General features: G+C 68.1%; 23 protein-coding genes and 3 pseudogenes. 14 read left to right on the top strand and 12 right to left on the bottom strand.

Annotation, left to right across the window (positions count from 1 at the left end; all coding sequences use genetic code 11):
- Nucleotides 1–507: 507 nt before the first annotated feature.
- Nucleotides 508–632, top strand: a pseudogene (locus tag N5875_RS37765) (IS5/IS1182 family transposase); the annotation flags it as partial.
- Here N5875_RS37765 and N5875_RS37770 read toward each other — a convergent pair.
- Nucleotides 629–2,107, bottom strand: coding sequence for a TerD family protein (locus N5875_RS37770; RefSeq protein WP_338498924.1), 1,479 nt, complete (start codon nucleotides 2,105–2,107; stop codon nucleotides 629–631). The pseudogene N5875_RS37765 and the gene N5875_RS37770 sit on opposite strands and share 4 nt — an antisense overlap.
- Nucleotides 2,108–2,680: 573 nt before the next feature.
- On the opposite strand from N5875_RS37770, the gene N5875_RS37775 reads away from it, so the two are divergent.
- Genes N5875_RS37775 through N5875_RS37785 form a run of 3 tightly spaced genes read left to right on the top strand, consistent with a single transcriptional unit; the run spans nucleotide 2,681 to nucleotide 5,040 of the window.
- Nucleotides 2,681–3,649 carry an LLM class flavin-dependent oxidoreductase gene (locus N5875_RS37775; protein ID WP_338498927.1) on the top strand — a complete coding sequence of 323 codons (969 nt, stop codon included), beginning with the start codon at nucleotides 2,681–2,683 and terminating at the stop codon, nucleotides 3,647–3,649.
- Nucleotides 3,646–4,356 carry an alpha/beta fold hydrolase gene (locus tag N5875_RS37780; RefSeq protein ID WP_338498929.1) on the top strand — a complete coding sequence of 237 codons (711 nt, stop codon included), beginning with the start codon at nucleotides 3,646–3,648 and terminating at the stop codon, nucleotides 4,354–4,356. Before N5875_RS37775 ends, N5875_RS37780 begins: the two co-directional genes overlap by 4 nt.
- A gap of 9 nt (nucleotides 4,357–4,365) precedes the next feature.
- Nucleotides 4,366–5,040, top strand: a complete 675-nt coding sequence (locus N5875_RS37785; protein ID WP_338498931.1) for a helix-turn-helix domain-containing protein — start codon at nucleotides 4,366–4,368, stop codon at nucleotides 5,038–5,040.
- Between the two features lie 201 nt (nucleotides 5,041–5,241).
- On the opposite strand, the gene N5875_RS37790 is transcribed toward N5875_RS37785, so the two are convergent.
- The 4 genes and pseudogenes from N5875_RS37790 to N5875_RS37805 form a co-directional block, all read right to left on the bottom strand.
- Nucleotides 5,242–5,985 carry a hypothetical protein gene (locus N5875_RS37790; RefSeq protein ID WP_338498933.1) on the bottom strand — a complete coding sequence of 248 codons (744 nt, stop codon included), beginning with the start codon at nucleotides 5,983–5,985 and terminating at the stop codon, nucleotides 5,242–5,244.
- Nucleotides 5,986–6,425: 440 nt separating this feature from the next.
- Nucleotides 6,426–6,929: a DUF6624 domain-containing protein gene (locus N5875_RS37795; protein ID WP_338498936.1), complete on the bottom strand. Its 504-nt coding sequence runs from the start codon at nucleotides 6,927–6,929 to the stop codon at nucleotides 6,426–6,428.
- A 79-nt stretch (nucleotides 6,930–7,008) separates the two neighbouring features.
- A complete protein-coding gene (locus N5875_RS37800) occupies nucleotides 7,009–7,578 on the bottom strand; it encodes a class I SAM-dependent methyltransferase (RefSeq protein WP_338498939.1) in 570 nt (189 codons plus the stop codon).
- Nucleotides 7,579–7,940: 362 nt separating this feature from the next.
- Nucleotides 7,941–9,202, bottom strand: a pseudogene (locus N5875_RS37805) (IS110 family transposase).
- A 258-nt stretch (nucleotides 9,203–9,460) separates the two neighbouring features.
- Between N5875_RS37805 and N5875_RS37810 the strand changes: the two are divergent.
- Together N5875_RS37810 and N5875_RS37815 are read left to right on the top strand one after the other, a co-directional pair.
- Nucleotides 9,461–9,751, top strand: coding sequence for a hypothetical protein (locus tag N5875_RS37810; protein WP_338498942.1), 291 nt, complete (start codon nucleotides 9,461–9,463; stop codon nucleotides 9,749–9,751).
- 190 nt (nucleotides 9,752–9,941) lie between these two features.
- Nucleotides 9,942–10,220 (top strand): hypothetical protein, encoded by a 279-nt coding sequence (locus tag N5875_RS37815; protein WP_338498945.1) that lies wholly within the window; start codon nucleotides 9,942–9,944, stop codon nucleotides 10,218–10,220.
- Between the two features lie 674 nt (nucleotides 10,221–10,894).
- Here the strand turns inward: N5875_RS37815 and N5875_RS37820 are convergent.
- The gene (locus N5875_RS37820; RefSeq protein ID WP_338498948.1) at nucleotides 10,895–11,173 is read right to left on the bottom strand and encodes a hypothetical protein; all 279 of its coding nucleotides are present in this window, start codon (nucleotides 11,171–11,173) and stop codon (nucleotides 10,895–10,897) included.
- A 449-nt stretch (nucleotides 11,174–11,622) separates the two neighbouring features.
- Nucleotides 11,623–12,210, bottom strand: coding sequence for an Imm21 family immunity protein (locus N5875_RS37825; protein ID WP_338498951.1), 588 nt, complete (start codon nucleotides 12,208–12,210; stop codon nucleotides 11,623–11,625).
- 180 nt (nucleotides 12,211–12,390) lie between these two features.
- Here N5875_RS37825 and N5875_RS37830 point away from each other — a divergent pair, with 180 nt between their 5' ends.
- The 4 genes and pseudogenes from N5875_RS37830 to N5875_RS37845 all read left to right on the top strand — a co-directional run bounded on the left by N5875_RS37830 (nucleotide 12,391) and on the right by N5875_RS37845 (nucleotide 14,831).
- Nucleotides 12,391–12,930 carry a winged helix-turn-helix domain-containing protein gene (locus tag N5875_RS37830; protein WP_338498955.1) on the top strand — a complete coding sequence of 180 codons (540 nt, stop codon included), beginning with the start codon at nucleotides 12,391–12,393 and terminating at the stop codon, nucleotides 12,928–12,930.
- Nucleotides 12,927–13,455 (top strand): annotated as a pseudogene (locus N5875_RS37835) (transposase). The gene N5875_RS37830 and the pseudogene N5875_RS37835 overlap by 4 nt, the downstream one beginning before the upstream one ends.
- A 59-nt stretch (nucleotides 13,456–13,514) precedes the next feature.
- On the top strand, nucleotides 13,515–14,138 hold the full coding sequence (locus N5875_RS37840) for a hypothetical protein (RefSeq protein ID WP_338498957.1): 624 nt from the start codon (nucleotides 13,515–13,517) through the stop codon (nucleotides 14,136–14,138).
- Nucleotides 14,139–14,327: 189 nt separating this feature from the next.
- On the top strand, nucleotides 14,328–14,831 hold the full coding sequence (locus N5875_RS37845; protein ID WP_338498959.1) for an N-acetyltransferase: 504 nt from the start codon (nucleotides 14,328–14,330) through the stop codon (nucleotides 14,829–14,831).
- Between the two features lie 170 nt (nucleotides 14,832–15,001).
- On the opposite strand, the gene N5875_RS37850 is transcribed toward N5875_RS37845, so the two are convergent.
- The gene (locus N5875_RS37850; protein WP_338498961.1) at nucleotides 15,002–15,316 is read right to left on the bottom strand and encodes a hypothetical protein; all 315 of its coding nucleotides are present in this window, start codon (nucleotides 15,314–15,316) and stop codon (nucleotides 15,002–15,004) included.
- A 420-nt stretch (nucleotides 15,317–15,736) separates the two neighbouring features.
- Between N5875_RS37850 and N5875_RS37855 the strand changes: the two genes are divergently transcribed.
- Complete coding sequence (locus tag N5875_RS37855) at nucleotides 15,737–16,987, top strand: HEAT repeat domain-containing protein (protein WP_338498963.1); 1,251 nt, start codon at nucleotides 15,737–15,739, stop codon at nucleotides 16,985–16,987.
- Nucleotides 16,988–17,925: 938 nt separating this feature from the next.
- Nucleotides 17,926–18,799, top strand: a protein-coding gene (locus tag N5875_RS37860) for an IS5 family transposase (RefSeq protein WP_338498965.1) whose coding sequence is annotated in 2 segments (ribosomal slippage) — nucleotides 17,926–18,314 and nucleotides 18,313–18,799 — 876 coding nt in all. Because the reading frame shifts where the segments join, the coding sequence is not laid out codon by codon here.
- Nucleotides 18,800–18,820: 21 nt separating this feature from the next.
- Here N5875_RS37860 and N5875_RS37865 read toward each other — a convergent pair.
- Nucleotides 18,821–19,270 (bottom strand): nuclear transport factor 2 family protein, encoded by a 450-nt coding sequence (locus N5875_RS37865; RefSeq protein WP_338498966.1) that lies wholly within the window; start codon nucleotides 19,268–19,270, stop codon nucleotides 18,821–18,823.
- Nucleotides 19,271–19,405: 135 nt separating this feature from the next.
- Between N5875_RS37865 and N5875_RS37870 the strand changes: the two genes are divergently transcribed.
- Nucleotides 19,406–20,281, top strand: a complete 876-nt coding sequence (locus N5875_RS37870; RefSeq protein ID WP_338498969.1) for an IS5 family transposase — start codon at nucleotides 19,406–19,408, stop codon at nucleotides 20,279–20,281.
- Nucleotides 20,282–20,334: 53 nt separating this feature from the next.
- Here the strand turns inward: N5875_RS37870 and N5875_RS37875 are convergent, their stop codons facing one another.
- Nucleotides 20,335–20,643: a hypothetical protein gene (locus N5875_RS37875; protein WP_338498971.1), complete on the bottom strand. Its 309-nt coding sequence runs from the start codon at nucleotides 20,641–20,643 to the stop codon at nucleotides 20,335–20,337.
- Nucleotides 20,644–20,767: 124 nt separating this feature from the next.
- Here N5875_RS37875 and N5875_RS37880 point away from each other — a divergent pair, with 124 nt between their 5' ends.
- Nucleotides 20,768–21,211, top strand: coding sequence for a hypothetical protein (locus N5875_RS37880; RefSeq protein WP_338498974.1), 444 nt, complete (start codon nucleotides 20,768–20,770; stop codon nucleotides 21,209–21,211).
- Nucleotides 21,212–21,969: 758 nt separating this feature from the next.
- Here the strand turns inward: N5875_RS37880 and N5875_RS37885 are convergent.
- Complete coding sequence (locus N5875_RS37885) at nucleotides 21,970–22,920, bottom strand: hypothetical protein (RefSeq protein WP_338498976.1); 951 nt, start codon at nucleotides 22,918–22,920, stop codon at nucleotides 21,970–21,972.
- Between the two features lie 1,346 nt (nucleotides 22,921–24,266).
- Complete coding sequence (locus N5875_RS37890; RefSeq protein ID WP_338498979.1) at nucleotides 24,267–24,464, bottom strand: hypothetical protein; 198 nt, start codon at nucleotides 24,462–24,464, stop codon at nucleotides 24,267–24,269.
- Between the last annotated feature and the right edge of the window lie 936 nt (nucleotides 24,465–25,400).

The raw sequence follows: 25,400 nt of genomic DNA on the forward strand, positions 1-25,400 counted from the left end.
GACTGAGCCTTCTGCAGCACCCTTTAGGTATCCCACAGCCCGCGAACGGGCTGCCTGCGGCAGGCGCTGGCGAGCGTAGTCACTGGCGAGTGGTGGTGGGCCGCTTTGGGTGCGGAGGCTGTCGCCACGGCCTTGGGCGTGGGGAACACCGGCGACGCTTGAACGCCCTCGTGGGCGTCGCCGGTTTTTGCCGCAGTGTGGACGGCAACTGACACGAGGCACAACGGGGTGCGCGGACGCATCCTGGCGGAGTGCAAACGTGCTGCTGACGTTTCGTCAGGAAGATTGAGGTGCCGCAAACTTGTGGTCTTCGTGTACGTCTCCGCTGCTCTGAGTCGTTTCGAAGAATCACGGAACATCTCCCACGGGTCCGTGCCTCGAAGGGGGTGTGAGCACATACGGCGCGCACGTCGGGGAGTGGTGGTATCCACTCCTGCGGGTTCTGATCGGCCTTCGACCTCTTCGGCCCGGCGGTCACCGCGACGAGGTAGGTCGCGGCGTCCTGGTCAGTTCCGCGCGATCGCCACCCGCTGGACGAACTTGCCGCCCGTTGCAGGGCCGGAGTCCACCTTGCCGTACTCACCCTCTTGCTCCGCGAACCCGTCCAAGATCCTTTGTCGGACAAGACCTAGCGACGCCACACCCTTCGCGCCCCTCGGTCCGGCTCGCTCGGGTCAGCCGGATCGAGGGTGAGTTCCCACTGGTGCCTGCTCTTGTCGATGGTGACCAGGATGGGCCCGCTGGGCAGGGCGACCTTCTCCCGGACCCGGCGGCCGTTCCACTCGTACACGAGCCGCTTGGCGGGGCGCCTCAGGTCACTGGGGGAGTCACCCCAGTGGTAGTGCATCTGGAACCAGCCCTTGTGCGGGTCCTCCGCCCGCACCTTCAACTCGGCCGCGGGGCCGGTGCGGACGAAGACTTCCCGGCCGCTGCCCGTGATGGTTCCGAAGTCCAGCGGCCGGGCCGCCGACAGGGGCAGGACGGTGAGCTGCCACGCCCCAGAGTTGCGCACCTTCAGCGTGAGCGGTCCGCCCTTGCGGTTGGGCACCATCAGGGTTCGGCCGTAGTGATCGGGCAGGTCGGACAGGAAGACGTCGTCCTCGCGGCCGGGAATCTTGACGGAGATGAAGTTGTACTCCTCCGTCCGTGCCTCCAGGATCACCGGCTCCCCGTTGGGCGGAAACGGCAGGTCCACAGTGACCGTCTTCGCGCCCTTGCCGCGGTAGACGCACGGCTCGAACGCGAAGAAGTCGGATGCCCAGGACGGGGGCTCGAAGGGTGTGCCGACCGCGGGCGTCCCGGCGCCGTGCGCGGACACGAACCCGGCGGGCGCAGAATCAGGCGAAAGGGGTGAGGTCGGGTACGTCGCGGAATCACTCACTGGGCTGGGCCCGGCCGACACCCGGTCCGCCCTGTGCACATCCGGCCCTGGCCCCGACGGCGCCCCGGGAGCCACCACGCCGGAGCCGGTTTTGCCCACCCCGGCGAGCGGCACTGGGCCGGACACGGAGGGCACAGCCGGCGACGCCGAGGGGACCGCCGGCGCCGTTGGTGATACCGCCGTCACCGCCGTCACCGCCCCCGCGCCCCCTACGTCCTGCGCCAGGCCCGCGAGCCCGTGCTCGTAGCCCTGCCCCACCGCGCGGAACCGCCATCTCCCATCGCGCCGGTACAGCTCGCCCAGCACGAACGCGGTCTCGGCGGTGGCGTCCGTGACCGCGTACTGCGCGACGATGGTTCCGTCGAACGTGCTCAACTGGGTGTAGAGGCCCTGGACCTGTCCGAAGGTCCCGGCCGCGCAGGATCCGACTATCAGTACCCGCTGGATGTCGGGTTCGACGCGGAGCAGGTCCACCTCAAGCCATTCGGCGAGCTGTCCGGCGCCCTGTCCCGTCCCGACGTGCCGAACGGCGCCCGAGGGGTGGGCGGGCCGGTCGTGGAAGACGATGTCGGTCGCGCCGCGCACCGCTCCGGCCGCGTCGAGCAGAAGGGCCGCGGCTGACACGGTCGGCGCGCCTGGCACCGACTGTCGGCCCACGGCAACACGCAGAGGGGCAGCGGGGACGGGCGCGTTCGCCCCCTTGATCATGTGCGTCATACGGCACATGGTGACAGCGGAGCAGGCACCCGGAGAAGATCTCTGGCGCGGAACATGCCATTCCAGCAAGGATCTTCGTCAACGCCGGCCGGATCGCAACGCTCCTGCCACTCGCCGCAGTTCGAACCGGTGCTGGACGAGGCTCGCGTGCCCCGCATGGGCCGGGCCGGCGGCACGTCGCCCCCGATCGAGTGCGTGCCGACAAGGCGTACGCCTCCCGCAGGAATCGCGCCTACCCGCGCCGCCGGGGGGCCGCTGCCCCATCCCGGACAAGGCCGACCAGACGCGTAGCCGCCAGAAGCTCGGCTCGCGCGGCGGCCGGCCGCCGCGTTTCGACCCGGTCGACTACCGCGAGCGTTATGAGGTCGCGTGCGGGATCAGCCGCCTCAAGAGGCACCGCGCTGTCGCCACCCGGTCCGACAGATTCGCCGCCGGCGGTCGCTCGGCGAGTTGCCGTGCGGAGGACGGCCCATCCGGCTTCGCAACTTCTTGATTTGGAAGTAGGTACTTCAAAAACAGGAAGTTCACGTTAAAGTCGACGGGTCGGCCCACGTCGACGACCCACGACCTCGGGGAGGGGAGATGTCAGGGCTGCAGGTCGGCTACTTACTGCCGACGCGCGACCAGGCGGTCCGGGGAGAACACGAGCCGGGGCGGCTCGTCGCGCAGGCGCGACGGGCGGAGCGGCTCGGGTTCGACTCGGTGTGGGCGGGGGACAGCCCCGTGACCAGGCCGCGGGCGGATCCGCTGCTGTTGCTGGCAGCCGTGGCCGAGGCCACCGAACGGGTCGCGCTCGGCACGGCGGTGCTGCTGCCCGCGCTGCGCCACCCGATCCTGCTCGCGCACCAACTCTCCACACTCGACCGGCTGTCCGACGGACGACTGATCGCCGGAATGGGCGGAGGCTTCCCGAACCCGAACACCCGGGCCCAGTTCACGGCGGTGGGCGTCCCGTTCGGCAGCCGGATCAGCCGCCTCGAGGAGTCCGTCGACGCCATGCGACTGCTCTGGTCGGGAGAGACGGTGTCGTACCGAGGAGAGCACTTCGCCTTCTCGGACGTACGGATCGCGCCCCCGCCGTCCAGGCCCGGCGGCCCGGCCGTCTGGCTCGCCGGAAGCGGCGGCCCGGCGTTGCGGCGCGTGGCCCGCCTAGCGGACGGCTGGCTGCCGTACCCGCCGACGACGGCGACGTACGCGGAGGAACTCCGCACGGTCGCGGCCGAACGCCGCCGCATCGAGGAGGACTCGCCGCCCCGAGGCCCCGTCACCCCCGCCCTGTACGCGACGCTCTGTCTGGACCGAGACCCGGAGAAGGCGGCCGTGCGGCTGAGGGCGAGCGTCGAGACCTACTATGACGCGCCGCTGGAGAAGGTCGCGTCGGTCCAGGCCCTGTTCGCCGGGACCCCCCGCCAGGCCCTCGACCGGCTCGCCGGGTACATCGCGGCCGGAGCCCGTCACCTGGTGGTCCGCCTGGCCACCGACGACCACGAGGCGGACCTGGAGCTGTTCGCCGACCACGTCCTGCCCGTTCTGCGCGAGGAGCACCCATGACCACGTACGTACTCGTCCACGGCGCCTGGCACGGACCCTGGGCCTGGGACCGGGTCGTGCCCCTGCTGCACGCCTCCGGGGCCCGTACGCTCACCCCCGACCTCGGCGCGCCCGGCGACCACGGACTCCACGACGACGCCTGTACGGTCGCCACCGCCCTGGACACCGTCCCGGAAGGGGAGGAGCTCATCCTTGTCGGCCACAGTTATGCCGGCCTCGTCGTCCGGGAGGCGGCGGACCTGCGGCCCGGCGCCGTCGACCACCTCGTCCTCGTGGACGGCTGGGCCGGACCCGACGGGGCGAGCATGTTCGGACTGGCGCCCGATGCCTTCGTCACCGCGATCCGCGCGGCAGCGGCGACATCCGGGGACGGGCAACGGATCCCGGCCCCGCCGCCGGCCGCCTTCGGCGTCGTCGACGCCGACGACACGGCCTGGCTCGCCGGCCGCCTCGTCCCGCAGGCGCTGCGCACGTTCACCGAGGCGACGCGGCTGAACGGCGCCGTCGACCGGGTCCCCGGCACGGCCATCCACTGCCGGCCCGCGACCTACCCGTTCGACCGCTTCGCCTCCGCCCTCGGTTATCGGACGCTCGCGCTCGACGGCCCGCACGACGTGATGCTGACCGATCCCGAGCCGCTCGCCAGGCTGCTCCTTGACATGCCAGGACGTCCGGTGCGCTTCGAGAACCGGAAGGGCGAAGTCTAGAGTGAGGGAGTGGAGCAGCGAACGTACAACCAATACTGCGCGACCGCGCGGACCCTCGACCTGGTCGGCGAGCGCTGGACCCTGCTGCTCATCCGCGAACTGCTCACCGGCCCCAAGCGGTTCGGCGATCTCCAGGCCAGTCTGCGGGGACTCGGCACCGGACTGCTCGCATCCCGGCTGAAGCACCTGGAACGCGAGGGGCTCGCCCGCAAGGTCACGCTGCCGCCGCCCGCCCGCACCCCCGCCTACGCGCTCACCGAGGCGGGCGAGGAACTCGGCCCCGCCGTCCTGGCGTTGGCCCGGTGGGGCCTGACGTGGGCCATGGGTGAGCGCCGCGCGGGCGAGACCTTCCACGCCGGCTGGACCGTGCTGGGTCTGAGGGCCTGCTTCGCACCGGAGGCCGCCGTGGGGCTGCGCGCGGTGTACGAGTTCCACGTCGGCGACGAGGTCCTCCACGCCCGCGTCGACGACGGTACCGTCGAGACGATCCACGGACCGGCGCAGTACCCGGACGCGACGATCACCATCACGGAGGAGGCGTTCGCCGCCGTCACCGCCCGCAGGCTGACCTTGTCCGGCGCGATCGAGGCGGGCGCCGCGGCAGCGAAGGGCGACGAAGAGGCCCTGCGCAGACTGCCGGGCCTCTTCCGGCTGCCCGCCCCGCGTTCCCGCGAGACGGACTGAACCGATCCGGAGAGCTGGTGCTGCCGGAGACCGGCGGCGAGGCTCAGCCGCGTCCGTACCTGGCCGCATCGTGTGGAAGGCCTCTTTCGGTTCCCAGCGCCTCTTGTCAAGCATCCGCACGGGAACACCGCCATCCGCTCACACTTCACAATCACATCGAACAGCCACTGACCAGAGTGCCTCCCGAAGTGGGCTTCTGGCTCAACTTCCGTACTGAGTGACGCTCCGTTTTGGCTGGAGGTCGAAGACAGCGACGGACGGTGGCGACGGGACAAGTACTGCGCGGATACGGCTTCCAGTCCTCTGGGGGCGACCCAGTACGAGGCTGGCCCAGCCTCGCCGCCGACGACGCGGGCGTGGGCGTGCTGCGACTCTCGCCCGCTCTACCGGGCCGCACCCGGTCGGCCGGGGCCGGGATGCCGTCCGTGTCGATGGGCAGTTCGTGGGAGCCGCGCGCGTGGGTGCCGTTCTCGGCGTCGGTTCATCGCCGCCGGCTGAGGTAGCCGACGACTCCTTGGCGCCGCTCGGGGTGTAGCTGTCGTGGTAGTTGCGCGACATGTCGTTCATCGAGGAGGTGGCGACGGCCCTGATGCGACTGTCGGCGGCCGCGGCGGTGAGCGCCATGCCGCTCAGGCCGCAGATGGCGTGCAGGCCGATTCGCTCGCGGTAGACGATGTCCTGCAGGCCGAGGAAGTCAACAGCAGCGCTGAAGTCCTCGGTACAGATGTCGGGTGAGGCGACGTCGGGGACCTCGCCGTCGCTCTGGCCTGCGAAGGAGGGGGCGAACGCGAGGGCGGCGTACCCGCGGCGGGCGTACTCGTGGGCGTAGAGGCCCGAGGACTGTTGCCCGAGCCGGCCGACGTGCTCCGAGCGATCACCGAGCCCCGACCGTGCTCGCCTCCTTCGTACAAGGGCGTACTGGCACGACCGGTACTTCGAGTACATGTGAGATATCTGCGACTCGATCAGTCGCCGGCGATGTTGCTGTGGCGTGAAGCGCCCCCCGCCGGTCCACGGGATGGGGTCGCTAGATTTGTCTCTGTGGCCTGAGCGCGAATGTCGACCCTTGGGTACACCTGTTGGCCCCTGGCCTCCTTGACTCTGCGTGGCGCGGGCGGGGGAAGTCCCAACGCGGTCGAGCAGCGGCGCAGGGGGCAGGGAACGTCCAGAGCGGTCCTTCGGCCAGCGAGCTTGTACGCGTACGTGAGACCTTCCCACGCCCGGTCAACGAGCCGTTCCTGGGCAAGGGAATCCGAAGCTGACGGGGCGTCCCTCCAGGTGATTGCCCGCGGATGGTCCGCCCGGTGCAACGTGCGACGGCTTCCCGGGCGGGCTCTTTTCCTTCTCGTCCCGGCAATCCGGCGGGGGCGTCCTGCGCAGGTCGGTCAGGTCTCGGCCCACGTTGCTTCCAGGAGGGCCGCGTACTCGGCGATCGGCTGAAGCCCCACGGACCGGCGGCGGTCGTCGACTCCGTCGGGGTCTTCGATCGGCCGGGGCTGGAGTCCGTCGGGTGTCCGCGCGAACTGGCTGCCGTAGACCTGTGGGCGGCCGTCTGCCAGGCGGCATCGGTCGGTCAGGAGGGCGAGATGATCCGGGGCGGCATCCCCCGCTTCCACGGCCGCGGCAAGGAGTATGAGCACCTGGTGCTGGAAGGCGGGATCCAGGTCGGCATGCTGGGCGATGAGCCAGGCGGCGGAGGAGGCCTCCTCGCCGACGAGGCGGTACCCGGGCCATCCGTGTGCCTCGATGACGCTCTTCAGGAAGGCCGTGTTGCCGGTGTCCACCGCCATCATCTCGCGCGCGTCCATGGGCTGTCGGAGGCGTGGGGCCTGGTCGAGTTCGCGGCGGCGTAGTAACTCGGCGGCGAGGTCTGGGTGGTTGGGGTGCATGGGGGTCCCTTCGTGGGATGGGGTGTCCTTGTCTGCTGGTGGATGGGGGGCGCGGTGGGCGGTGTAGGGCGGTGGCTGGTCACGGGGACCGGAGGATGAGGTGGTCGAGCCAGCCGAGTTCCCACCGGTCGACGTCCCAGCCCTGGCAGAGGCCGGTGATCTCGGCGGCCGGGAGGGCGCTGGAGCGGCGACCGGCGGCGAGGGTCTCGCGTTCCAGGACGGGGAGGACGAGGTAGACCAGGCCGCCGGGCCGCAGCAGGCTGCGGGCCATGCCGAGCAGCTCTGGTTTGCGGTCGAGGAACTGGAAGGAGAGCCGGAACGAGACGACGTCCATGCTCGCCGGCGTGACGCCTGGAGGCGGCCCGGTCTCGATGTCGTGCTGGATCCAGCGGGGGCCGAGGGTGGAGGAGCGGGCGCGGGCCTTGAGGAGAGCTGCGGCGGAGATCTCTACGCCGGTCACGTCGTAACCCAGGGAGTGCAGGCAGCGGGCCAACTGGCCGGTGCCGCATCCGATGTCCAGGGCTTTCTGTCCAGGCTGAGGGGCGGCATGGCGGGTGAACATGGATATCTCGGCGTCGCAGACCTGCCGCCAGTCGCGGCCGTCGTCGTAGACGGGGTTCCAGTACTCGGCGGTGTTCCTGGCGCTCACATCGGTCCCTTCCGTGCGTGTGCGGAGGTTGCGTCAGCGGCTTCGGTCGACGGGGATGTCTGCCCGATGGGCCTACGTTTCCCTCCTTGGTGGGGTGATACCCGTCAGGTGCTCGGCGTGTGTGGTCCAGGCGTCAGCGAGTTCGGGGGGCCTCGGGAGGCGACTTGGAGGAGTTGCCCGAGGGCGATGAGTTCGCCGGTGCGGCCCGCGTCAGTGTCGAAGACGTCGTCGAACTCGGCCCGAACGCGGGGGCCCCTATGTCTTTGGTCAAGGTGGTCAGGTGGCACTCTGTCTGCCATGAGCGATGAAGTGTATGGGGGACACCAGTTCGACGAGGGCATGCGGCCGTGCGTCTTTTGCAATCACCCTGTCGTGATCGACTCGCTCGACGAATGGGACTGCCCCGTGTGCGGCGTGACTGATGAGGGGCAGCCTGAGGTGGCGACCCGGGATTCATAGAAGGTTCCGTCGCGGAGCATGGCGAAGAGGACGTCGGCTCGTTGTCTGGCGAGGCAGAGCAGGGCCTGGGTGTGGTGCTTACCCTGGGCGATCTTCTTGTCGTAGTAGGTCCGCGACGCCGGGTCGCCCAGGGCGGCGAACGCGGAGAGGAGGAAAGCCCGTTTGAGCTGCTTGTTCCCTCTCCGAGACGGCTGTTCACCCCAGATCGATGAGCCTGAGCTCCGGGTAGCCGGGGCGAAACCGGCGTAGGCGGCGAGGTGGCCGACGGTTGGGAAGGGGCTGCCGTCGCCGACCTCGATCAGGATGCGGGCTCCTGTCCTGACGCCGACTCCCGGCATCGACGTCAGGACCTTCGAAAGAGGGTGAGCCTCCAGCAGTTCCTCGATCCGCCCGGCCAACAGCTTGCGTTGATCGAGCACAGCCGTCAGCGAGGCAGCCAGGCTCGGGACGATCAGCGCGGCCGCATCGGTCCCCGGAACGGGAACGGCCTGCTCGTCCAGGGCGTCGCAGATCTCTTCGACCAGCCGCTCGGCCATCCTCGGCGCCTCCGGCCGCGTCAGCAGCGTGACCAGGCGCCGACGCCCGCCTTGCGTATCTGGGCCGGGGATCCGAACCGTTCCAGCAGCGTGAGGACGGCTGGGTGCTGCAACCGCGGCCCCAGGACCCGTTCCAGCGAGGCGTGGATCTGGGTGTGGCCGTGCAGGCGGTTCGCGACCCGGGTGGCCTCGCCGGCCAGGTTGTCATCGAAGCCGACGATCATCTCCAGTTCGGCGATCGTCTGGTCCTCGCCGTCGATCGTCCGAAGCGTGTGGGCATCGCGCGGCGGCATCGGCGATGATGAACGTGTCCTTCGCGTCCGTCTTCGCTTCCCCCGGATAGAGGTCGGCGATCCGCCGCATCGTCAGCCCGGGCAGGTAGGCGACCGGGCAGCCCTGTCCCGGGCCACGGCCAGCGGCAGGGCACCGGTCTAGGCCGGCTGGTCGACCACGACCAGCACCGTTCCGTGCTTGGCCTGGAGTTTCGCGAAGAGATCGCGGAGCTTGGGTTCGGTGTTGGGTAGGCGCTCGTCGCACGCCTTCTCGCCGGCCGGTGTGACGGCGGTGGCATGGTGTTCGCCCTTGCCGACGTCCAGGCCGAGGAAGACGTCGATGTCGCCGGTGTCGATCACGTGCAGGCCCCTCCATCACGCTTCCGTCCGGCCTTGCCAGGGCACCGAGCTGCCACATCCACGTTACGGAGAGCTCTTCCGGCTCGGGTGAAGCCAGTGCTCAAGCCCCTCATCAGCGGTCCGTCGATGCCTCCGGGCCCGGTGACACCACCCCCCCCGGATCATGAACAACAAGAGGGGGAAGCCATGCCGGACCCGAATACCGGAGGCCCCATTGCGGAGCCATGAAGACGGTAACGGGGGGCGCTGTCGAAGATGAAGTGGCAGGGCAGTGTGGCCGGCGTGTACGGCGAGCTGGTGTCGGCGGCGTCGATCGCCCGGACCGACCACGAGTACATGGTGTTGTTGACCAGGCCGTTGGTGGAGAAGCCTGGGGTCGTGCGCGTGGCCGCGCTGGTGTCGCCGCCCACGGACACCGTTCCGGTCGACTGGAGCATGGCGCCGGTGATGTGCCACTTGTTGGTGGGCCACATGGTGAAGTCGAGGTTGCCGTCCTTGTCGGTGGACTTGGCTGTGAAGTTGATGGTCTCGGCGCGGCAGCCCTGAGCTGGTCCACCTGTGAGGTGTCCCCGGAACAGCGAATGCTCACCGTCGCAGCAGCAAGGTCCGTACCCCCTCCTGGCTCAATCGAGCAGTTGTGGCTCTGGTCCACTTTCCGTGGAGGCTCACGGATCGTGATGTCAGCGGTGTGTGGTGGGATGGCCGGACTCTGCCGTTGATCCACTGGGAGACCATCGTGACGTCTTCGTACCCGTCCCTGACTCGTGCCTTGGCCGAGGCTTTGGTCGACGTCCTGTGGTTCATCGAGGGCAGTGAAGACGAGCAGATGGATCAGGATGATGCGGTCAAGGTCATAGAGGGAGTCGCCCACGTGGTCAGCACGCTGTCGAGTAATCAGCAGCAGGAGCTGATCGCCCTGCTCGGGGCGATGGCAGCCGCTGAGACCAACCCCGCTCGCCGTGAGTTCCTGGAGGAGTTCCCGGCGGGATTCGGGCTCATCGACGATCTGCCCTGAAGGACTTCAGCTTGCCATGCAAGGCCGGCACCAAACCGTGCTGCGGCGGTTGATCCTCCACCCAGACTCATCACCATGAACTCGACGATGTTGGAGAACGGCATGGTGAGACGCAAGAAGGAGAAGAGGGAGCGGCCCGCCTGGAGCGTTCCGAGGGGATCGTTCTGTTGGCGACGCCGGAGGGCTGGCGCACCGGTGTCCTCACCGAAAGCGGAATACTCTGCGGGCGGCTGGACGTGCCGATCAACACCGACCGCAAGACGCGCGCGCGAGCATGCGGGCGAAGGAGCGCACGTGCCCGGCGAGTGCGTCCAGTTCGGGGCAGTTTGCCAGCACAGCGGAGGCTGCCTTGAGCTGCACATCTCTCGCGGAATCAAGTGCCCTGCGTATCGTGAAGCCGGGAGCCGAAAGCTCTTCCGCAGGGCACCGCCTGCGCGCGGCAGTGGATGAGGACGGCACAGTCGAGGTCCGCACAGACGACTTCGTCATCGTGGACAGGACCGCGGTGCTCAGCCAGCTGACCTCATTCATCCCCACGGAGACCTTGGCCGTCTGGCTGGCTGTGCTGACGGCGCTGGGAGAACCCAAGCGTTTGCCAGGGCAGTCCGTCTGCAAGGCGGAGTGGGCCGCGCACTGGCGGTTTGCGCTAGGGATCTTCATTGCGACTCTGGGTCTCACCACCGCGCTTCTGCAGGGGCGTGTTGGGCAGAGAGAGCCCAGACCGCGAAAGCCGCCCCAGCCGCTGAGGCCTCGGGCCACGGAATCTCGAACTTGAAGCGTCTGCGCCGCCCTGACCTGAGGGTCGCTTCCTTCTGCTTGTTGTAGCTCACCTTCTGCAACTTCCCCACCGACAGATGGAGCCCCGCGGTCATCCTGGTGGGAACAGGCGTCATCGCCATCGTCATGGCGGTGACCGGCACCAGCGTGAACTGGGCCAAGGTGCTCAAGACCATGTAGCCCCAGTCTCCCTGCCTCTCCGCACCCACCCCAGCCCGGGCCACGGATGCGAACGTCGCAGTAGTGCTTGTTGATGTGCGGGCATGGCCGGGCAGGTGCCTCGTGCCCGGAGCGGAGCGTGGTCCGCTCAGGTTCACGGCTCCTGCATGCGGATTCCCCATTGACATTCCTATTGCGATACGAGCGTCGCACTCCAGCTGCGGGTCCGCCGGTTCAAGGGGTCGTGTACGGCCACCTCACCAAGCTTGCGTGCCATCTGCTCGCGGCCGCAGGTCCGCTGCGCCAGTGTGGTGGTCAGGTCCAGCAGTGCTGCGCGTACAAGGAAGGGTCGCATTCGTCGCGGTTGATCTAATGTCCTGTGCCATCGAACCTTGATCGTTGCCGTCGAAGGTTGATGATCATTAGGTTCGTGTCACCGAAGTTGAGTGGCACGGGGCGCTGGGTGTCAGGGGTGGACGTCCTCGGCAACGAGCTGCACCACACCCACCCACGGGAACTCGCCCGTCTGATGGACCGCACGTACCCTCCACTGACCTGCCGGGAGCTCCATTGGAGCCTGGTCCGGCTGGCCCCCATCGGGATACGCCACTCCCAGATCGGCGCCAGCTTCGGCCGAATCCATCAACACCGCTGGGCCATCGGTGACCCACAGCCCGGCGTCCTCCCACGCGGTGTCTGGATCGGTCAGGATCGCCTCGGCGGCCGCGAACAATTCGGCCTCGGAGTCCGCAGCCAGCCACCGCACGAACAGCAGCTTCTCTGGCAGGAAGCACGTCTTTGCAGGTTCGTCGGCCAGAACAAGCGCGGTGGCGGCGCCCGCGGCCACAGCGATCACACCGGCCCAGTTCTCCACCTCACAGGCGCGGTCATAGTCATCACGGCCATCGGTACTGCCAAGGACGGAACTGTCCTCCGCGCATCCACCCCAGTCGTTCACAGAGGACCCCGGAATGACGATCAAGGGGCCGCCCATCGACCGTACCCACACCAGCCCAGCACGGTCACAGCGATCGGCGTCGTGAGAAGCATCCACGCGCGCAGTCTGCCGCCCCCTACTGACACCGCCCGGAGGCCGGGAACCTGGTCGGCCGACCCAGTCACTCACCATTCGACGTTACGCGCTGAAGGTTCGATGTCACAGGACACCTACTGAGGTTGAACTTGTGGTCTCGTCGGGGCTGACGGCTCCTCGTCCGTGCGGTATCACCCGTGCATGCGGTATCCACATGGGGGCGGGCCGACCCCCGAACGGCAGCAGTTCCGTGAGGATTTGCGGCTCAAAGCAGCGAAGCAGTTCGCCCGGGGTGAGGCGAGTTCGGTGATCGCCAAGGGCTTGCGGGTCAGTGTCCGCTCGGTGCAGCGGTGGCGGCGGATGTGGAACGAGGGAGGTCCGCGGGCTCTGCGATCGCAGGGGCCGGCGTCGCTCCCGAGGCTGAGCGAGAAGCAGTTCGCGCAGCTGGAGGCGGAGCTGACCAAGGGGCCAGCTGCCCACGGCTGGGAGGTCCAGCGATGGACGCTCGCGCGGATCAAGACGCCGATCGGCCGACGCTTCCACATGAGCTACACCATCCAGGGCGTGCGGAAACTGTTGGTGCGTAACGGCTGGTCCTGCCAGGTCCCGGCCCGACGCGCGAACGAGCGGGACGACCGCGCGGTGGCCGGGTGGGTCATGGAGGTGTGGCCCTGCGCGGAAGACTCGCGGCGGCGAGTGGAGCCTGGCTGGTCTTCGAGGACGAGGCCGGATTCCCCATGACGCCGCCGCAGGCCAGGACCTGGTCACAGCGCGGAGGGGCCCCGGTGGTGAGGGTCCGCGGCCGGTCCCGCAGACGGGTCTCCATCGCCGCGCTGACCTGCTGCAAACCCGGCCACCGGTCTCGGCTGATCTACCGGCCGCGCCGGGACGACGGCCAACGCGACGGACGCAAAAGCTTCTCCTGGCGCGACTACCGGGACCTGCTGATCGCCGCCCACCAGCAACTCGACGGCCCGATCGTCCTCGCCTGGGACAACCTCAACGCCCACAAGGCAGCCGGCGTGCGGCAGTGGGCGGCAGCCCGGGAGTGGCTGACCATCTACCACCTTCCGCCCTACGCACCCGACCTCAACTCCGTCGAAGGGATCTGGTCGCTGCTGTGACGCGGCTGTCTCCAACGTCGCCTTCAGCACACCCGAACACCTGGTCCAGCGCATCCGACGCGGCCTACGGCACATCCAGTACCGCAGCTACCTCATAGACGGCTGTCTCGCCGAGACCGGCCTGACCATGAGACCCACCTGAGTAGCCCAGCAACACCACGAGTTCAATCCCAGTCGCCCTGTGAACGGTCATGGTCGGTGATGGCCGCCACTTTCCCGGCCATCCGTCTGCCACCCCTGGATGCACGGGACGTGAACCAGGTAGGCGATCATCGTGTGATGCATACAGCTATGTGGCCGACGCTCCCGGACGCGGAACGGGATCAGTGGGTTTACCTCCCAGGGCAGGCCCTGGGGCCGCTGCGCATGGATATGCATCGCGAGGAGGTCATCGCGGCTCTGGCCGCGCATGGGTTTGCTACGCAGTCCGACGGGCGTATCGAGGGGTGTGGTTTTGTACATTTCGCCAAGGAAGGCAGCCCGGTAATCAAGGCGGCGGTGGAGTGCTACTTCCACGACGACGGGGAACTGGCCTACGTCCTCATCGACGGCCGGTTTGGCCCACAGGTGGCCTGTCAGGGGATTCGGCTCATCGGCCGTGTGCCGTCGCAGCTCGCGCGGGAGATGGAGGACTACGCAAGCGAACACGACACCGGCATCTGGTTCAGTTACGGCGGCGACTGCTTCTGCGACGGCTTCCAGCTCGAAATCGGCGCGCAGCGTGCCGGCGACCACGTCGTGTCATGGGCCTTGTTCTTCATTGCTGGAGAAGATCCCTCCATCACGCGTGACGCCGCGCCCGCTGCGATCTGGCACCGCTGGTAGACGACATCACGAGTTCAACCTCAGTAGGAGTTCTTGGAAGCCGTTGCTGTACCGGTCATGGAGTCTGTCGATCGAACGGGAGTCTCGATCGTGTGATCGCGGGCCTTGCCCGGCATGAGAGCAGAGCCTGGCGGTATGCGGGGAAAATCCAGGGGAGCGGACGGCCACGCGCTGCTACGGTCGGGCGCCATGAGCTGGCTTCCCGATGACTTCGTCCACCCCGTCCTGGTACCGCTGCCGGGCGGTGGTCACCACCTGCGGCCGATCCGGGAGGCGGACACCCCGCTCGACTACCCGGCTGTGATGGGTTCGCGCGAGCGGCTGTGGACCATTTTCGGTCCGGCCTGGGGCTGGCCCGCGGACACCATGACCTACGAGGCCGACCAGGCCGACCTTTTGCGGCACGAGAAGGAGATCGCCGCGCACCAGTCCTTCAACTACGCGCTGTTCGACGCGGCGGAGACAGTTCTGCTCGGCTGTGTCTACATCGACCCGCCGACGAGGGCCGGCGCGGACGGCGAGATCTCCTGGTGGGTGGTGGACGAGCTGGTGGGCAGCAAGGTCGAGCAGGCCCTCGACGCGTTGGTGCCGCAGTGGATCGCCGCCGACTGGCCGTTCGAACAGCCGCGCTTCCTCGGCCGTGAGATCTCCTGGTCGGACTGGCTCGCCCTGCCGCAGCATCCCGACACGTAAGTGGTTGTCACCCGTACCGATCTCGAAGGCTGTCGGTCGAACGGGATGGCAGTTGTTGGACGCGATCAGCTACCTGGTCTCGGGCGGGATCTCGTGGCGGGCGATGCCCGCGGACGTCCCCGATTGGGGCCGGGTATGCGCCAGTGAAGCGATGATCCGGTGGTCGATGGTCACGCGGATGAGCCGGCGTCTGGCGCGGCCTCGGGCCACTGACCGGCACTGAATGCCTCCGACGCTTCCAGGAGGAGCCACCCGCCCTCCCCCAGGCGCCGGGCTTTCGACCGCAGCCCCTCGACCTTCGCCGACGTCACGTCAAGGCCCAGCTCCACCGCGATCTCCTTGGCCCGAAGCGGTCTGTGACCCGTGGTTCGCTGCTGTTCCAGCACACCCAGAATGCGCTGATAGTCCGACGCCAGAACCGTCACCGGCAGCCCTTCCCGCCAGGGCGGCACCGTCGAGCCCGGCACCGGCGCGAGCGACAGCACCGCTTTCTCCTCGGCCTCGGTCCCGGCGGTGGTCTCGGCAGCCGAGCCTGCCAGGCCTCGACCAGCTCTTCCCGTGCGATCGCCCGTCCAGCTCGATCTCGGCGGCCTCCAACAACCGAGCCAACCGGGCGACTTCCTCCTGTAGTCCTTCCACCCGCACACGCGCCGCTGTCTCCCGCTCCTCCAGCCTTCCCAGCACCGACGCCATCGCGTTTCGGCGTCTTGATTCCGCTCCGTGAGCGAGGGGTGCCCTCTCTCATTCCGCGCTACCATGCCTGACCAGCAGAAATCAGCGGATCACGTTCGGTTGAAATACGGTTTCTGAGGACAAGCCGGCAGGGCATCAGTCAGTGCCTGAGCCACGGCCTCCGGAACCTGAGTATCAGCATCGGTGTCAGTGCCTGCTGTCATCCTTCGTCGGTGATCAACGAGTACGAGAAGCTACTGGCAGGGTTGGACGATGTGGACTGGGCCGGCCTGTCGCATGCCTACAGGTCGGCGCATGACGTTCCAGGGCATCTACGTGCCCTGTGCGGGAGTGACGATGAGGCGCGGGAGCAGGCGTTCATCAGCCTGTTCAGCAGCATTTTTCATCAGGGCTCGCGGTATTCGGCCTCTCCGGTCACCGTGCCGTTTCTCGCGAGGATCGCCATTGCGGGGCCTGCGGCCGCCCGCGAGGACACGATGCTGCTGCTCACCCGCCTGGCTGTGGATTGGCACGACGAGTACGACGTGACCACCGGTATCAACGTGGCCGGATGGCGTGCGGCCGCGGCGGAGTGCGGGCCGGCGGAGCTTCTGCCGTGGTACGAGGAGCAGCTGGCCGTCGAGACGGATCCCGACAAGCGCGCACAGCTGCAGGAGGCGCGGGACTGGGTGGCGGCCGGCAACTCGCCCGACTCCCGGTGGTCGGCGCTGCAGGCATACGACGCGGTCCTCGCTGAACTTCCCGGCCTTCTCGTCCTGCTTGACGACGATGACGCCTGTCTGCGGACCCGGATCGCCTACCTCCTGGCCTGGTTCCCCGAATTCTCCGCTACCGCCTTGCCCCGCCTCATGATCCTTGCCGCACACGACAAGAACCCGGTCACTGCAGCCACTGCGTTGCTCGCCGCCGGCCTCGTCGGCCCCCCTTCCACGGTCGAGGACATCACCCCGTACCTGGATGCCGCAGACCCGCTGATGCGGTGGGCCGCGGCCACCGCCCTCGTCCGCCTCGCGGGCCTCGACGAAGCGCCCGTCGACCCCGACCTGCTCGGCAGGGCCGTCACGGAACTCACCGCCGCAGCCCACAGCACGTTCGATCAGGTGACCGACTACTCCGAAGGCGATCTTCACGGCCATATCGAACGCACCCTCCACGATCTCCCGCCCACCTCAGACCCGGCCGCCGCGCGCGAGGCGCTCGACGCGTGCCTGCCCCGCATCGCCCGGGACCGCTCCGGATCCCGCACCCGCAAGGCCATCGAGCAACTCTTCCCCGCTCCGCAACCCCATCCCGCCCCTCGCTACGCCGACCTGACAGTGGCGCAGCAGCAACTGCTGGACGGTCTCGCCGGCCATCAGCACGCCTGGGTCATCCGCTCGTCCGCCGACCGGCTGGGTGAACTCGGCCTTCCGTGCTCGCAGGCAGCCCTGCAGTCCTTCGTCGGCGCGCACCGCACAGCCTGAAGCCCCGCAGCCGGGTGTTTTTCTCGAAGATCTGCTCGGCTCGGCGGTAGGGGAGTCGGGTGCGGGCGGTCTCCGGGTACGCGTTGTGCGTCGGTGTGTTCGGGCCGGGGCCTTGGGGTCGGTGAGGATCAGTGGGCCGCGGGTGCGGTGGGCGATGAGGCGGGGGAGTGGGTGGGCAGTGCCGGACTGCCAGTGAATCCACTCGGTCGCCCCGCCGTTGGCGGTGATCCTGCCGCGCTTGTCCTGCGGGTAGAGGTCTTCCGTCTTTCACGTTGAGGCACAGTTCCTCGGCGGCCCGTGCGGCGGACGGCGAGGCTGGTGGCGCTTGTCGCGCGATCCTCCCACCGGGCGGCGGGTCAGGGCGAGGCCGTCGGCGCGGTCGAGCCAGGCCGGGATTCCTCCGGGTCGGGCACGGACACGTTCGTACTCCGAGCCGGCCTGGTCAGGGCCGCGGATCCTGACCCCGTGGAGCAGGCCGTGCCTCTCGCACATCGGGCATTACCTCCACGCAGGGGTGGCCCGCCTTATCTGACCTGCGTTTCTAGTGGTGGGTCACTGTCTGGGTCGCTGTTCCGGCGATTGCCCGTGGCTGGCGTCTCCGGGGGGTGGGCACCGGAAGGGCAGGGTGAGGACATGGACCCGTTTGCGGGTGGGGGCGTGGCGGCTGTTGCCACGAGCCCGCGAAGTACTCCGGAGCTGGTCGGGATCGAGAGGGGGTGGGGCCATCGGCTTGGCGGTCCCGCCGGCCTTGGCGGCGGGTCAGTGGCGGGTGACTTGCACCATGCGGATGGTGTGGGAGGTTTCTTCTTCCAGGGCCCATCCGTGGTCTACGAGGAGCGTCTCAAGCCGCTGTATGGCTTCCTCGAGTCCGTCGTGGTCGCCCAGGAGGGCTAGGGTCTGTTGCGAAAGTAGATCTTGGTCGTGAATGATCACTTCTTGTGGGGCGCGGTGATCTGACGAATGGCCAGTGGGCCCGGCTGGAGCCGTTGTTGCCGAAGGGCGTCAAGCCGGGCCGTCCACGGGTGTGGACGCGGCGGCAGCTGATAGACGGCATACGGTGGCGGACCCGTACTGGTGCTCCGTGGCGTGATGTGCCCGAGCGCTACGGCCCGTGGGACCGGGTCTATGACCTGTTCCGGCGCTGGCAGCGCAATGGTACCTGGGCCCTGATCGTCACCCAGCGCCAGGCCGAGGCGGACGCGAAGGGCCTGATCCCCTGGGAGGTGAACGTCGACTCCACGGTCTGCCGGGCCCACCAGCACGCCGCCGGGCGGCGAAAAGGGGGATCTCCAGAAGGAGCCGCCCGGCGGCATTGCCGTCGAGCCGGCCGACCACGGTCTCGGTCGGTCCGGCGGCGGGCTGACCAGCAAAATCCACCTGGCAGTCGAGCAGGGGCAGAAGCCGCTGGCGGTGATGATCACGGCCGGTCAGCGGGGTGATTCCCCGCAGTTCGAGTCGGTCCTGGAAGCGATCCGGGTCCCCCGGCTGGGCCTCGGGCGGCCGTGCAAGCGCCCGGACCGAGTGCGTGCCGATAAGGCGTACGACTCCCGTAGCAACCGGGCCTACCTGCGCCGACGCGGGATCAAGGCGACGATCCCAGTGCCCTCGGACCGGGTCCGAAACCGCCAGAAGCTCGGCTCCCGGGGCGGCCGGCCGCCGAAGTTCGACAAGACCGACTACAAGCAGCGGCATGCCGTCGAGTGCGGGATCAACCGTCTCAAGCGCCAACGTGCCGTGGCGACAAGGTACGACAAACTTGCCGTCCGCGACGAGGCGACTGTATTGGTCGCAGTCCTCAACGAGTGGCTGTGACCAGCGGATTTGCAGTCGGTCTCAGTGTGTCGGCGCGGACCCGGCGCAGGCGTCGGCGATAGCCTGAGTGTCCCAGTAGAACGGACGGACCTCGGTGATCTGCCCGTCCTTGACCGTGATCGTTTGCAGGATTGGGAAGCTGAGTTCACGGCCGGTCGCACGAGCGCGAGCACGGACCTGAGTGAGCACGACCGCAGTCTCACCGGTGGCAAGAAACTCCTGCTCCACCATGTCGAATGTCTCCCACACTTGTCCCATCGTGAGGAAGAACTGCGTCATTCCTTTGTGCCCACGCCAAGTACCTCCGTATGGCAGAGCATCCGCCTGGTGCAGCTCGACATTCAACGCGAAGAAGGGGGCGAGCACGTTGAACGAAGCCTCGCCAGGGCCTCCGGCCGCCAGGTACTCGGCCTCAGCCGCATACATGCCGGTGAGGACTGTCACTGAGTCTGTAGTGGATGACATCGTCATGGCGCCAGCATGATCAGCAAAGGCGCATCTCGCTCGCGGAAATCAGACATCGTTGTGCGACACGGTCAGCGCTTTGGCAACACCCTTGAGGCCGTGTGTCGAAAGTGGATCTTGGATTGTGCATGATCACGGTTCATGGGTCGGGGAGATCTCACGGACGAGCAGTGGGCGGTGCTGGAGCCGTTGTTGCCGAAGGGCACCAAGGTGGGCCGGCTGCCCGTCTGGTCTCGGCGGCGGTTGATCGATGGCATATGGTTTCGGGTCCGGACTGGTGTTCCGTGGCGTGACGTACCTGTCGAGTATGGGCCGTGGGGCCGGGTCTACGACTTGTTTCGCCGGTGGCAGTGGAAGGGCATCTGGCACTGGGTCCTGACTCGGCTGCAGTCTTTGGCCGATGCGAAGGGGGCGATCACGTGGGACCTGAGCGTCGATTCCACTGTCTGTCGTGCTCATCAGCATGCGGCCGGGGCCCGCAAGCAGGCTGACCTGCAGAAGGAAGCGCCGGGCGGCGTGTTCACCGAGCCCGATGATCACGGACTGGGTCGCTCACGCGGCGGGTTCACCACCAAGCTGCACCTGGCTGTTGAGCAGGGCCAGAAGCCCATGGCGATCGTGATCACGGCCGGGCAGCGCGGCGACTCGCCGCAATTCGAACGGATGCTGGAGAAGGCCCGGGTGCCCCGCATCGGTCCAGGCCGGCCACGTGTCCGCCCCGATCGGGTGCGGGCGGACAAGGCGTACGCCTCCCGCAGGAACCGGTCCTACCTGCGCCGCCGCGGGATCCGCTGCACCATCCCGGACAAGGCCGACCAGGCGCGCAACCGCCGAAAGCTCGGCGCCCGCGGCGGAAGGCCGCCGCGCTTCGACCGGGTCGACTACCGCGAACGCCATGCGGTCGAGTGCGGGATCAACCGCCCCAAAAGGCACCGGGCGGTCGCCACCCGATTCGGCAAACTCGCCGTCCGCTTCGAAGCCACCGTCGTTGTCGCCGCGATCGGAGAATGGCTGTGACCGACGGAGCTGCCGATGCTGCCTACTCGCGTCGGCCATACCCTCGCCGACGATCACAGCCAGCCGGCCCAGCCGAAAGTTAAGAGGTAAGCGCGCTTGACCGCGGCCCACCTGCGGCGACCGCCACCGACAACCGCGATAAGGGCGACGGTGAACCAGAACGCAACCGCTCCGCCAGCGATCAGAGCCCATACGTTGCAGCCAATCGCAGCGAATAAGACCACGATGAAGAGCGTAATGGCGAGCCCGGCATGGGCACCGCCGATGCTCACGCGGAACATCGCGCGCATGGCGCGGCGGTCCTCCGCGTAGACCTTCTCGTAAGCGTTCAGCTCTCGCCCTGGACCGTCCTGCTTCCCCATACCCCGCTCCACGAGCCCCCTCAACACCCTGGCCAAGCCGAGTCCGGCAATCCCATGGACGCTCTGGCCCGCCACAACGTTGCCTCTCAGCGACTCTCGACACACGGCCTAGTGCGCGGAAGCGGTGGCGCCAGAGTTCTTCGCGTTCCCGGGCGACTTCGAGGCCGCGCCGGGCGGCCCAGAGTGCGCCTGGGCCGTCTCCGGTTTCGAGGTACCAGTTCGCCAGCAGGCTGGAGCTGTTGACGACCTTGTCGTTGACGTCTTCGATGATTGGTTCGGCCCAACTGTAGTAGGTGGTGTTGACGCCGGTGAAGGGGCTGCCGCGTACCAACTCGAGTGCGCGGCGGAGCAGGGCCTGGCCTTGGTTGCGGGGAACTTGGAGAGCGATGTCGTGGAGGAGCTGGAACTGGATCCAGTCGCATTCCGCTCCTACGAGGCGGTGGCCTTCGGCGTGTTTGGTCATGCGGCGGAAGTAGGGCTGGCCTTCATCGTCGAGGCCGAGCCACCGTCGTACATCGCGCAGGCGGGTGTTGCGGGCTTTGGGGTTGGCCAGCCCGCCGTGGGGTGAGAGGACTTCGTCGATCGGGGGGGTGTCGCGCCGGGGTGCAGGACGAGGAACGCGGAGAGTTCCGTGGCCCGGGTGTGGCGGTTGGAGTCGACGGTGCCGCGGGCCCCGGTGACGTCAACCGCGCCCAGGATGCTGACCACTGGCCGGTGCTGGGGGAAGACGACGTCCGCTTGCTCTGTCCCGGGTGAGCCGGCGGGCCCAGGGGTGGTGCCGGGGGCTGGGGTGGGGGAGTGGGCGGGACGGGACTGGGCAGCCGGACACTGATCTGTGGCAGGGCCCGCGAGGAGGGCAGGACAACCTGCCCTGGCGCCGTGGAGGCAGGCAGCACCGGCACTACAGGAACAACGCCGGCGCTGCGAACCGTGGCGACGGCAGCGGACGAGGAAGGACTGACGGTCACCGATGCCTCGGGAACCGTTTCGCCGCCGCCCTCGGTCCCCTCCTCTTCCTCTTCCTCCTCTTCTTCACCCGCGTCTTCAGGGTCCTCATCGAGATCAGCGAGGAGTGACAGCAGATTCGGCGTCGCCCCGCCTGTATCGGAGCCTGGCACTGGTGAGGGGGGCGGAGGCGGTGGTGGGTTCGAGGCCGGGGAGGAGTTTGGCCAGGGGGACTCGTTCTGCGGCGGGTACGCCGGTGGGGGAGCCCGCTGTCACCGCGAGTGTGAGGATGTCGGCGTATTCGTCGTCGCTGCACATCGACAGCACAAAGTGCAGCGTGGTGTTCGGCACCGCGAGGACGGGGGCGTCGGTGTCGATCTTTCACACCTCGTTGGCTGCCGCACGGGCGGGCTGGGCACCGCTGGTGATCACCGCGGTGGACGACAGCGGCTCGGCGTCCAGGATGTCGTCGAGCCGGCTGACGGCTCCGGGAGCCGGGCAGGTGTCGAGATCGGAGAGCACCACCAGGGGCGGGAACTCCTCGGCGTTATCCGACACACGGGCGTGAAACAGATCCGGCAGATCCACATCAGCCATCAGCCGCTGCTGGTCGGCATGGTGCGCACCCGCTGCAGTCGCAGCTGATGCGAGGTCTGGATGCGGCTGGACCCGCTGGGCGTCGAGAAGAGACAGACCCGGGGCCGTGTCCCCACCCGCGACCACGGCATCGACCTGCCCGAGCGCAGACAAAGCCGGCGAGATACCCAGGGTGCGCAGCATCTGCAGGCGGCGGCTTCCCGTCAGGTGCAGCGCACCGAACTCCTCCACGTCGACGAGGAGGACGCTGCCGCCTGTGTCTTCCCCCAGCGGTACGAGCCCCGGGTACGGAGCGGCGACCTCGGCAACATCGTCGCTGCCCAGGAGCTCGGTGGAGCCGGCCGGGCGCCACCACACCCCTGACCGGACCTGGACGGTAGTGAACGGAGCCACCGCGTCCAGCGGGCTCATCCCTTCACTGCTGACCGCGGTCTCGGACAGGTGCAGCAGCACGCCCCCGGCACCCAGCTGAACCGCGGCCAGAGGCGGCAGCGCCCGTTCCTCAGCAGCAAGGTGGCAGGCGAGCCTACGCAACGCCGTGTCCAACAGCAGCAGTTCCGCAGTCGAGTTCACGCTGCGCAGCGCCTGCTCGGTGACCGCTGCATGACCAGCGGGCATCGCGATGGCTGTGCCGTTGTCGCGTCGGCGCCGCTGCAGGGTGCGCCGCCGCCGGAGCATCAGCACGACGCCACTGGCGACCAGAGTGCCCCCTGCCGAGGACAGGAGGGTGCTCATGGCGGAGTCGTTGGCTTTGTGATCGACGGCGGGCGCTGGGGTGCTCGTGGTGCTGGGGTGGGGACGGGGCTGCTCGGGGCCTGGGTGGTGGGGGAGGGAGACGGGGGCCGACGAGGGTCCTTCCTGAGGCCGCTGTTCGCGTCCATCCGTCCCGAAATCGCGAGGAAGGTGGGGGCCGGCCGATGTCAGTAGCGGTTGTCCTGGTCGGCCGTATGTCCTGCGAGTCAGCTCGGTTGTCCCTCGTTTCACGAACTGGACCGGCAGCTGAAGCTGCTGTGCCCGCTCGGATGGCCGGCGGGGACAACGTGCGTCGATCGCCCTCGAACCAGCGGGTGCGCGAGCCCCGTCCCTCGACGACCCAGGTCGCTTGGGCAGCAAGCTGCATGATCCGAAAGTTGCGCGGGGGCTGCCTGTGGTCGTCGGGGTGTCCGCCGCGGACGTCAACGATGTCCGGGTGCTCCGCCCGCTCCCTCGGGATGAGGGTTGTCCGCTCACGCCGCGTCCCCCGTCGGCGACACCTCAGCAAGGTCCGGGTACGCCCGCGTACGACTCGGCAGGCAACCTGGCGTGGCTGCCCGCGGGCGCAGCATTCCTCCACGGATCGCCCTTTGCCGGGCGTGGAGTCCTTCGAACGTCTCGGAAGACACCGGTCGAAGACCGAGAGGCCGGTCTGGCTCTTCGGATGTCACTGGCCGGCCGTCAGCCGTGAATGCAAGGGCCATTCCTCGTCTCATCTCTCCCCGGGTGGACGCAATGAGAGAGGGGGCACCATCTTTCTCCTGCTCGAGGCGTGGGGGAGGGCTGAGAGGAGGAGCGGGGTTTCAATGGTCCGTCCTGCTTCGTGTCTTGGCCCTGTAACGGTAGGAAAGCTCGAGGATTCATTTGCAGGGTGGAGGTCGGGGCTGGCTCGGGCAATGCACTGTGAGTGCCGTGTGGGCAGGGCTAAGTCTTCGATGAGGCACTGCGTCAGAAAGCCCGGTTCGTAAGGGTTCTGGCCATCCACAGGTTGATCATCCAATGATGGCGTTCGCAAAGTACCGGTTGAGGTAATGGCCCGGCGCGGCCCGGCGCTTTCGGCCTCGGGTTCCACTCGCAGTTCCCGGCGGCCTCGGGTGAGGTCACCGCCGTACGCGATCGTGCGCCGGGTCCCGCGGATTGCGTGGACATGGGGTGACTGAAGGGCGAGTCTGGTTCTGGTGTGAACTCGTCAACGGATCGCGGGCGGTGAGGGGAACGGCAGCGGCCCCCGCTCCGGTCAGGAAGAGGGGGCCGCCTTTGTGCACTCGATGGGACTCGTCCCGTGAACCTGCCGTTCTGGCGTTGGCGCGCCAGGGGGCAGAAAGCTGCTACATGCCGCTCACATACTCGAGCAGCTGCTTCCCGGTATGGATGATCCAGTCCGAGATGTCGTCGGCGAACAGCATCGTGATGATGTCGAGCGCCTTGGACCGCTTCTCACGGTTCTTGCCCCGGCTCTCCGCCGGCTTCTCCTCCTCCCCTTCCGGGGTGGGGGGCTCGCCGTCGTAGTCGCCGGTACCGCTCATTCAGTTGTCCTTCCGGACCCCGTGTCCCACCAGGAAAGCCGGGCCACGGGTGAACCACGGCCCTCCCGGATCGACGCGGAGCGTAGTCACACTCTACAGGCGGTGGGCAGCTCGATCGTTCCCGCGACGTCAACTGCGCTCCAGGGGTGAATCCTTCGAGGTCTGACCAGGCAATTCCTCACCTGTGAGGCTGGGATGGAGCTCCAGATCGCGTACGGAAGCAGTGCTTCCGTGCCGTTGGTGGTGCGCGTGTCGAGTTGAAGGGGCCGCCGCGTGAGGCGTATCGGCGCGAAAGGGCGCCGCGCCGGCCCCCCTCGCGCGGCGGCTCCGCTCTTTCGCGGTGACGGCGCCGAGGTGCCGCCACCCGGGCGAGATCGAACTTCTATACGAATCGGCTTTGATCTCGTCCGCCGGGCGGTCAGGCGGGCCGCGCACGCGGGGCGCCCCGGCGATGTGGGACCGGGCATGCGAAAGGCCCCACCTGACCCGGCCTCATGCCGCATAGGCCCATTTGCTTTGGTTAATCGTTGCGGGTTGGGTAAGCGGTCTCCCGTTCGCGAGTCGATCCGGATTCTGCTGGCCGCGCCTCTGGAGGGGACTCGATGGCGAAGTATTGTTCGCCGACGTGTGCCTGGCGCTCCGTCACATGACTGTGGGCGGTATGAGATGGGCCGAAGCTGTTTCCCGTCCGCGGTGGAAGCGAAGAGCGCCGGCGGATTGCCACGGACCGGTGCCGGTGATTCTCGGCCCGTTGCCCAGAGGAAGGTCTGTTCCGCTTCGGCCCGGGAATGTGCCAGAGTAAGAGCGAGGTAGGGGCGTCATCTTGTCCACGCATTTATCCGGGGGCTGTTCTCCGCGTGACGATCCATCGTGGAAGTTCTTTGACGCTGCATCACGAGAGTCGCCTTCGAGTCGCTGGGGACAGGCGATGACGGG

This window comes from Streptomyces sp. SJL17-4 (genome assembly GCF_036826855.1).
Taxonomy (GTDB): Bacteria; Actinomycetota; Actinomycetes; order Streptomycetales; family Streptomycetaceae; genus Streptomyces.

What these genes read in the sequence shown, in the direction of transcription:
- N5875_RS37770 (WP_338498924.1), bottom strand. Translation starts at nt 2,107, where the DNA reads ATGTGCCGTATGACGCACATGATCAAGGGGGCGAACGCGCCCGTCCCC.
- N5875_RS37775 (WP_338498927.1), top strand. Translation starts at nt 2,681, where the DNA reads ATGTCAGGGCTGCAGGTCGGCTACTTACTGCCGACGCGCGACCAGGCG.
- N5875_RS37780 (WP_338498929.1), top strand. Translation starts at nt 3,646, where the DNA reads ATGACCACGTACGTACTCGTCCACGGCGCCTGGCACGGACCCTGGGCC.
- N5875_RS37790 (WP_338498933.1), bottom strand. Translation starts at nt 5,985, where the DNA reads ATGTACTCGAAGTACCGGTCGTGCCAGTACGCCCTTGTACGAAGGAGG.
- N5875_RS37795 (WP_338498936.1), bottom strand. Translation starts at nt 6,929, where the DNA reads ATGCACCCCAACCACCCAGACCTCGCCGCCGAGTTACTACGCCGCCGC.
- N5875_RS37810 (WP_338498942.1), top strand. Translation starts at nt 9,461, where the DNA reads ATGAAGTGGCAGGGCAGTGTGGCCGGCGTGTACGGCGAGCTGGTGTCG.
- N5875_RS37820 (WP_338498948.1), bottom strand. Translation starts at nt 11,173, where the DNA reads ATGGTCTTGAGCACCTTGGCCCAGTTCACGCTGGTGCCGGTCACCGCC.
- N5875_RS37830 (WP_338498955.1), top strand. Translation starts at nt 12,391, where the DNA reads ATGCGGTATCCACATGGGGGCGGGCCGACCCCCGAACGGCAGCAGTTC.
- N5875_RS37840 (WP_338498957.1), top strand. Translation starts at nt 13,515, where the DNA reads ATGGCCGCCACTTTCCCGGCCATCCGTCTGCCACCCCTGGATGCACGG.
- N5875_RS37845 (WP_338498959.1), top strand. Translation starts at nt 14,328, where the DNA reads ATGAGCTGGCTTCCCGATGACTTCGTCCACCCCGTCCTGGTACCGCTG.
- N5875_RS37865 (WP_338498966.1), bottom strand. Translation starts at nt 19,270, where the DNA reads ATGACGATGTCATCCACTACAGACTCAGTGACAGTCCTCACCGGCATG.
- N5875_RS37870 (WP_338498969.1), top strand. Translation starts at nt 19,406, where the DNA reads ATGGGTCGGGGAGATCTCACGGACGAGCAGTGGGCGGTGCTGGAGCCG.
- N5875_RS37875 (WP_338498971.1), bottom strand. Translation starts at nt 20,643, where the DNA reads ATGGGGAAGCAGGACGGTCCAGGGCGAGAGCTGAACGCTTACGAGAAG.
- N5875_RS37885 (WP_338498976.1), bottom strand. Translation starts at nt 22,920, where the DNA reads ATGAGCACCCTCCTGTCCTCGGCAGGGGGCACTCTGGTCGCCAGTGGC.
- N5875_RS37890 (WP_338498979.1), bottom strand. Translation starts at nt 24,464, where the DNA reads ATGAGCGGTACCGGCGACTACGACGGCGAGCCCCCCACCCCGGAAGGG.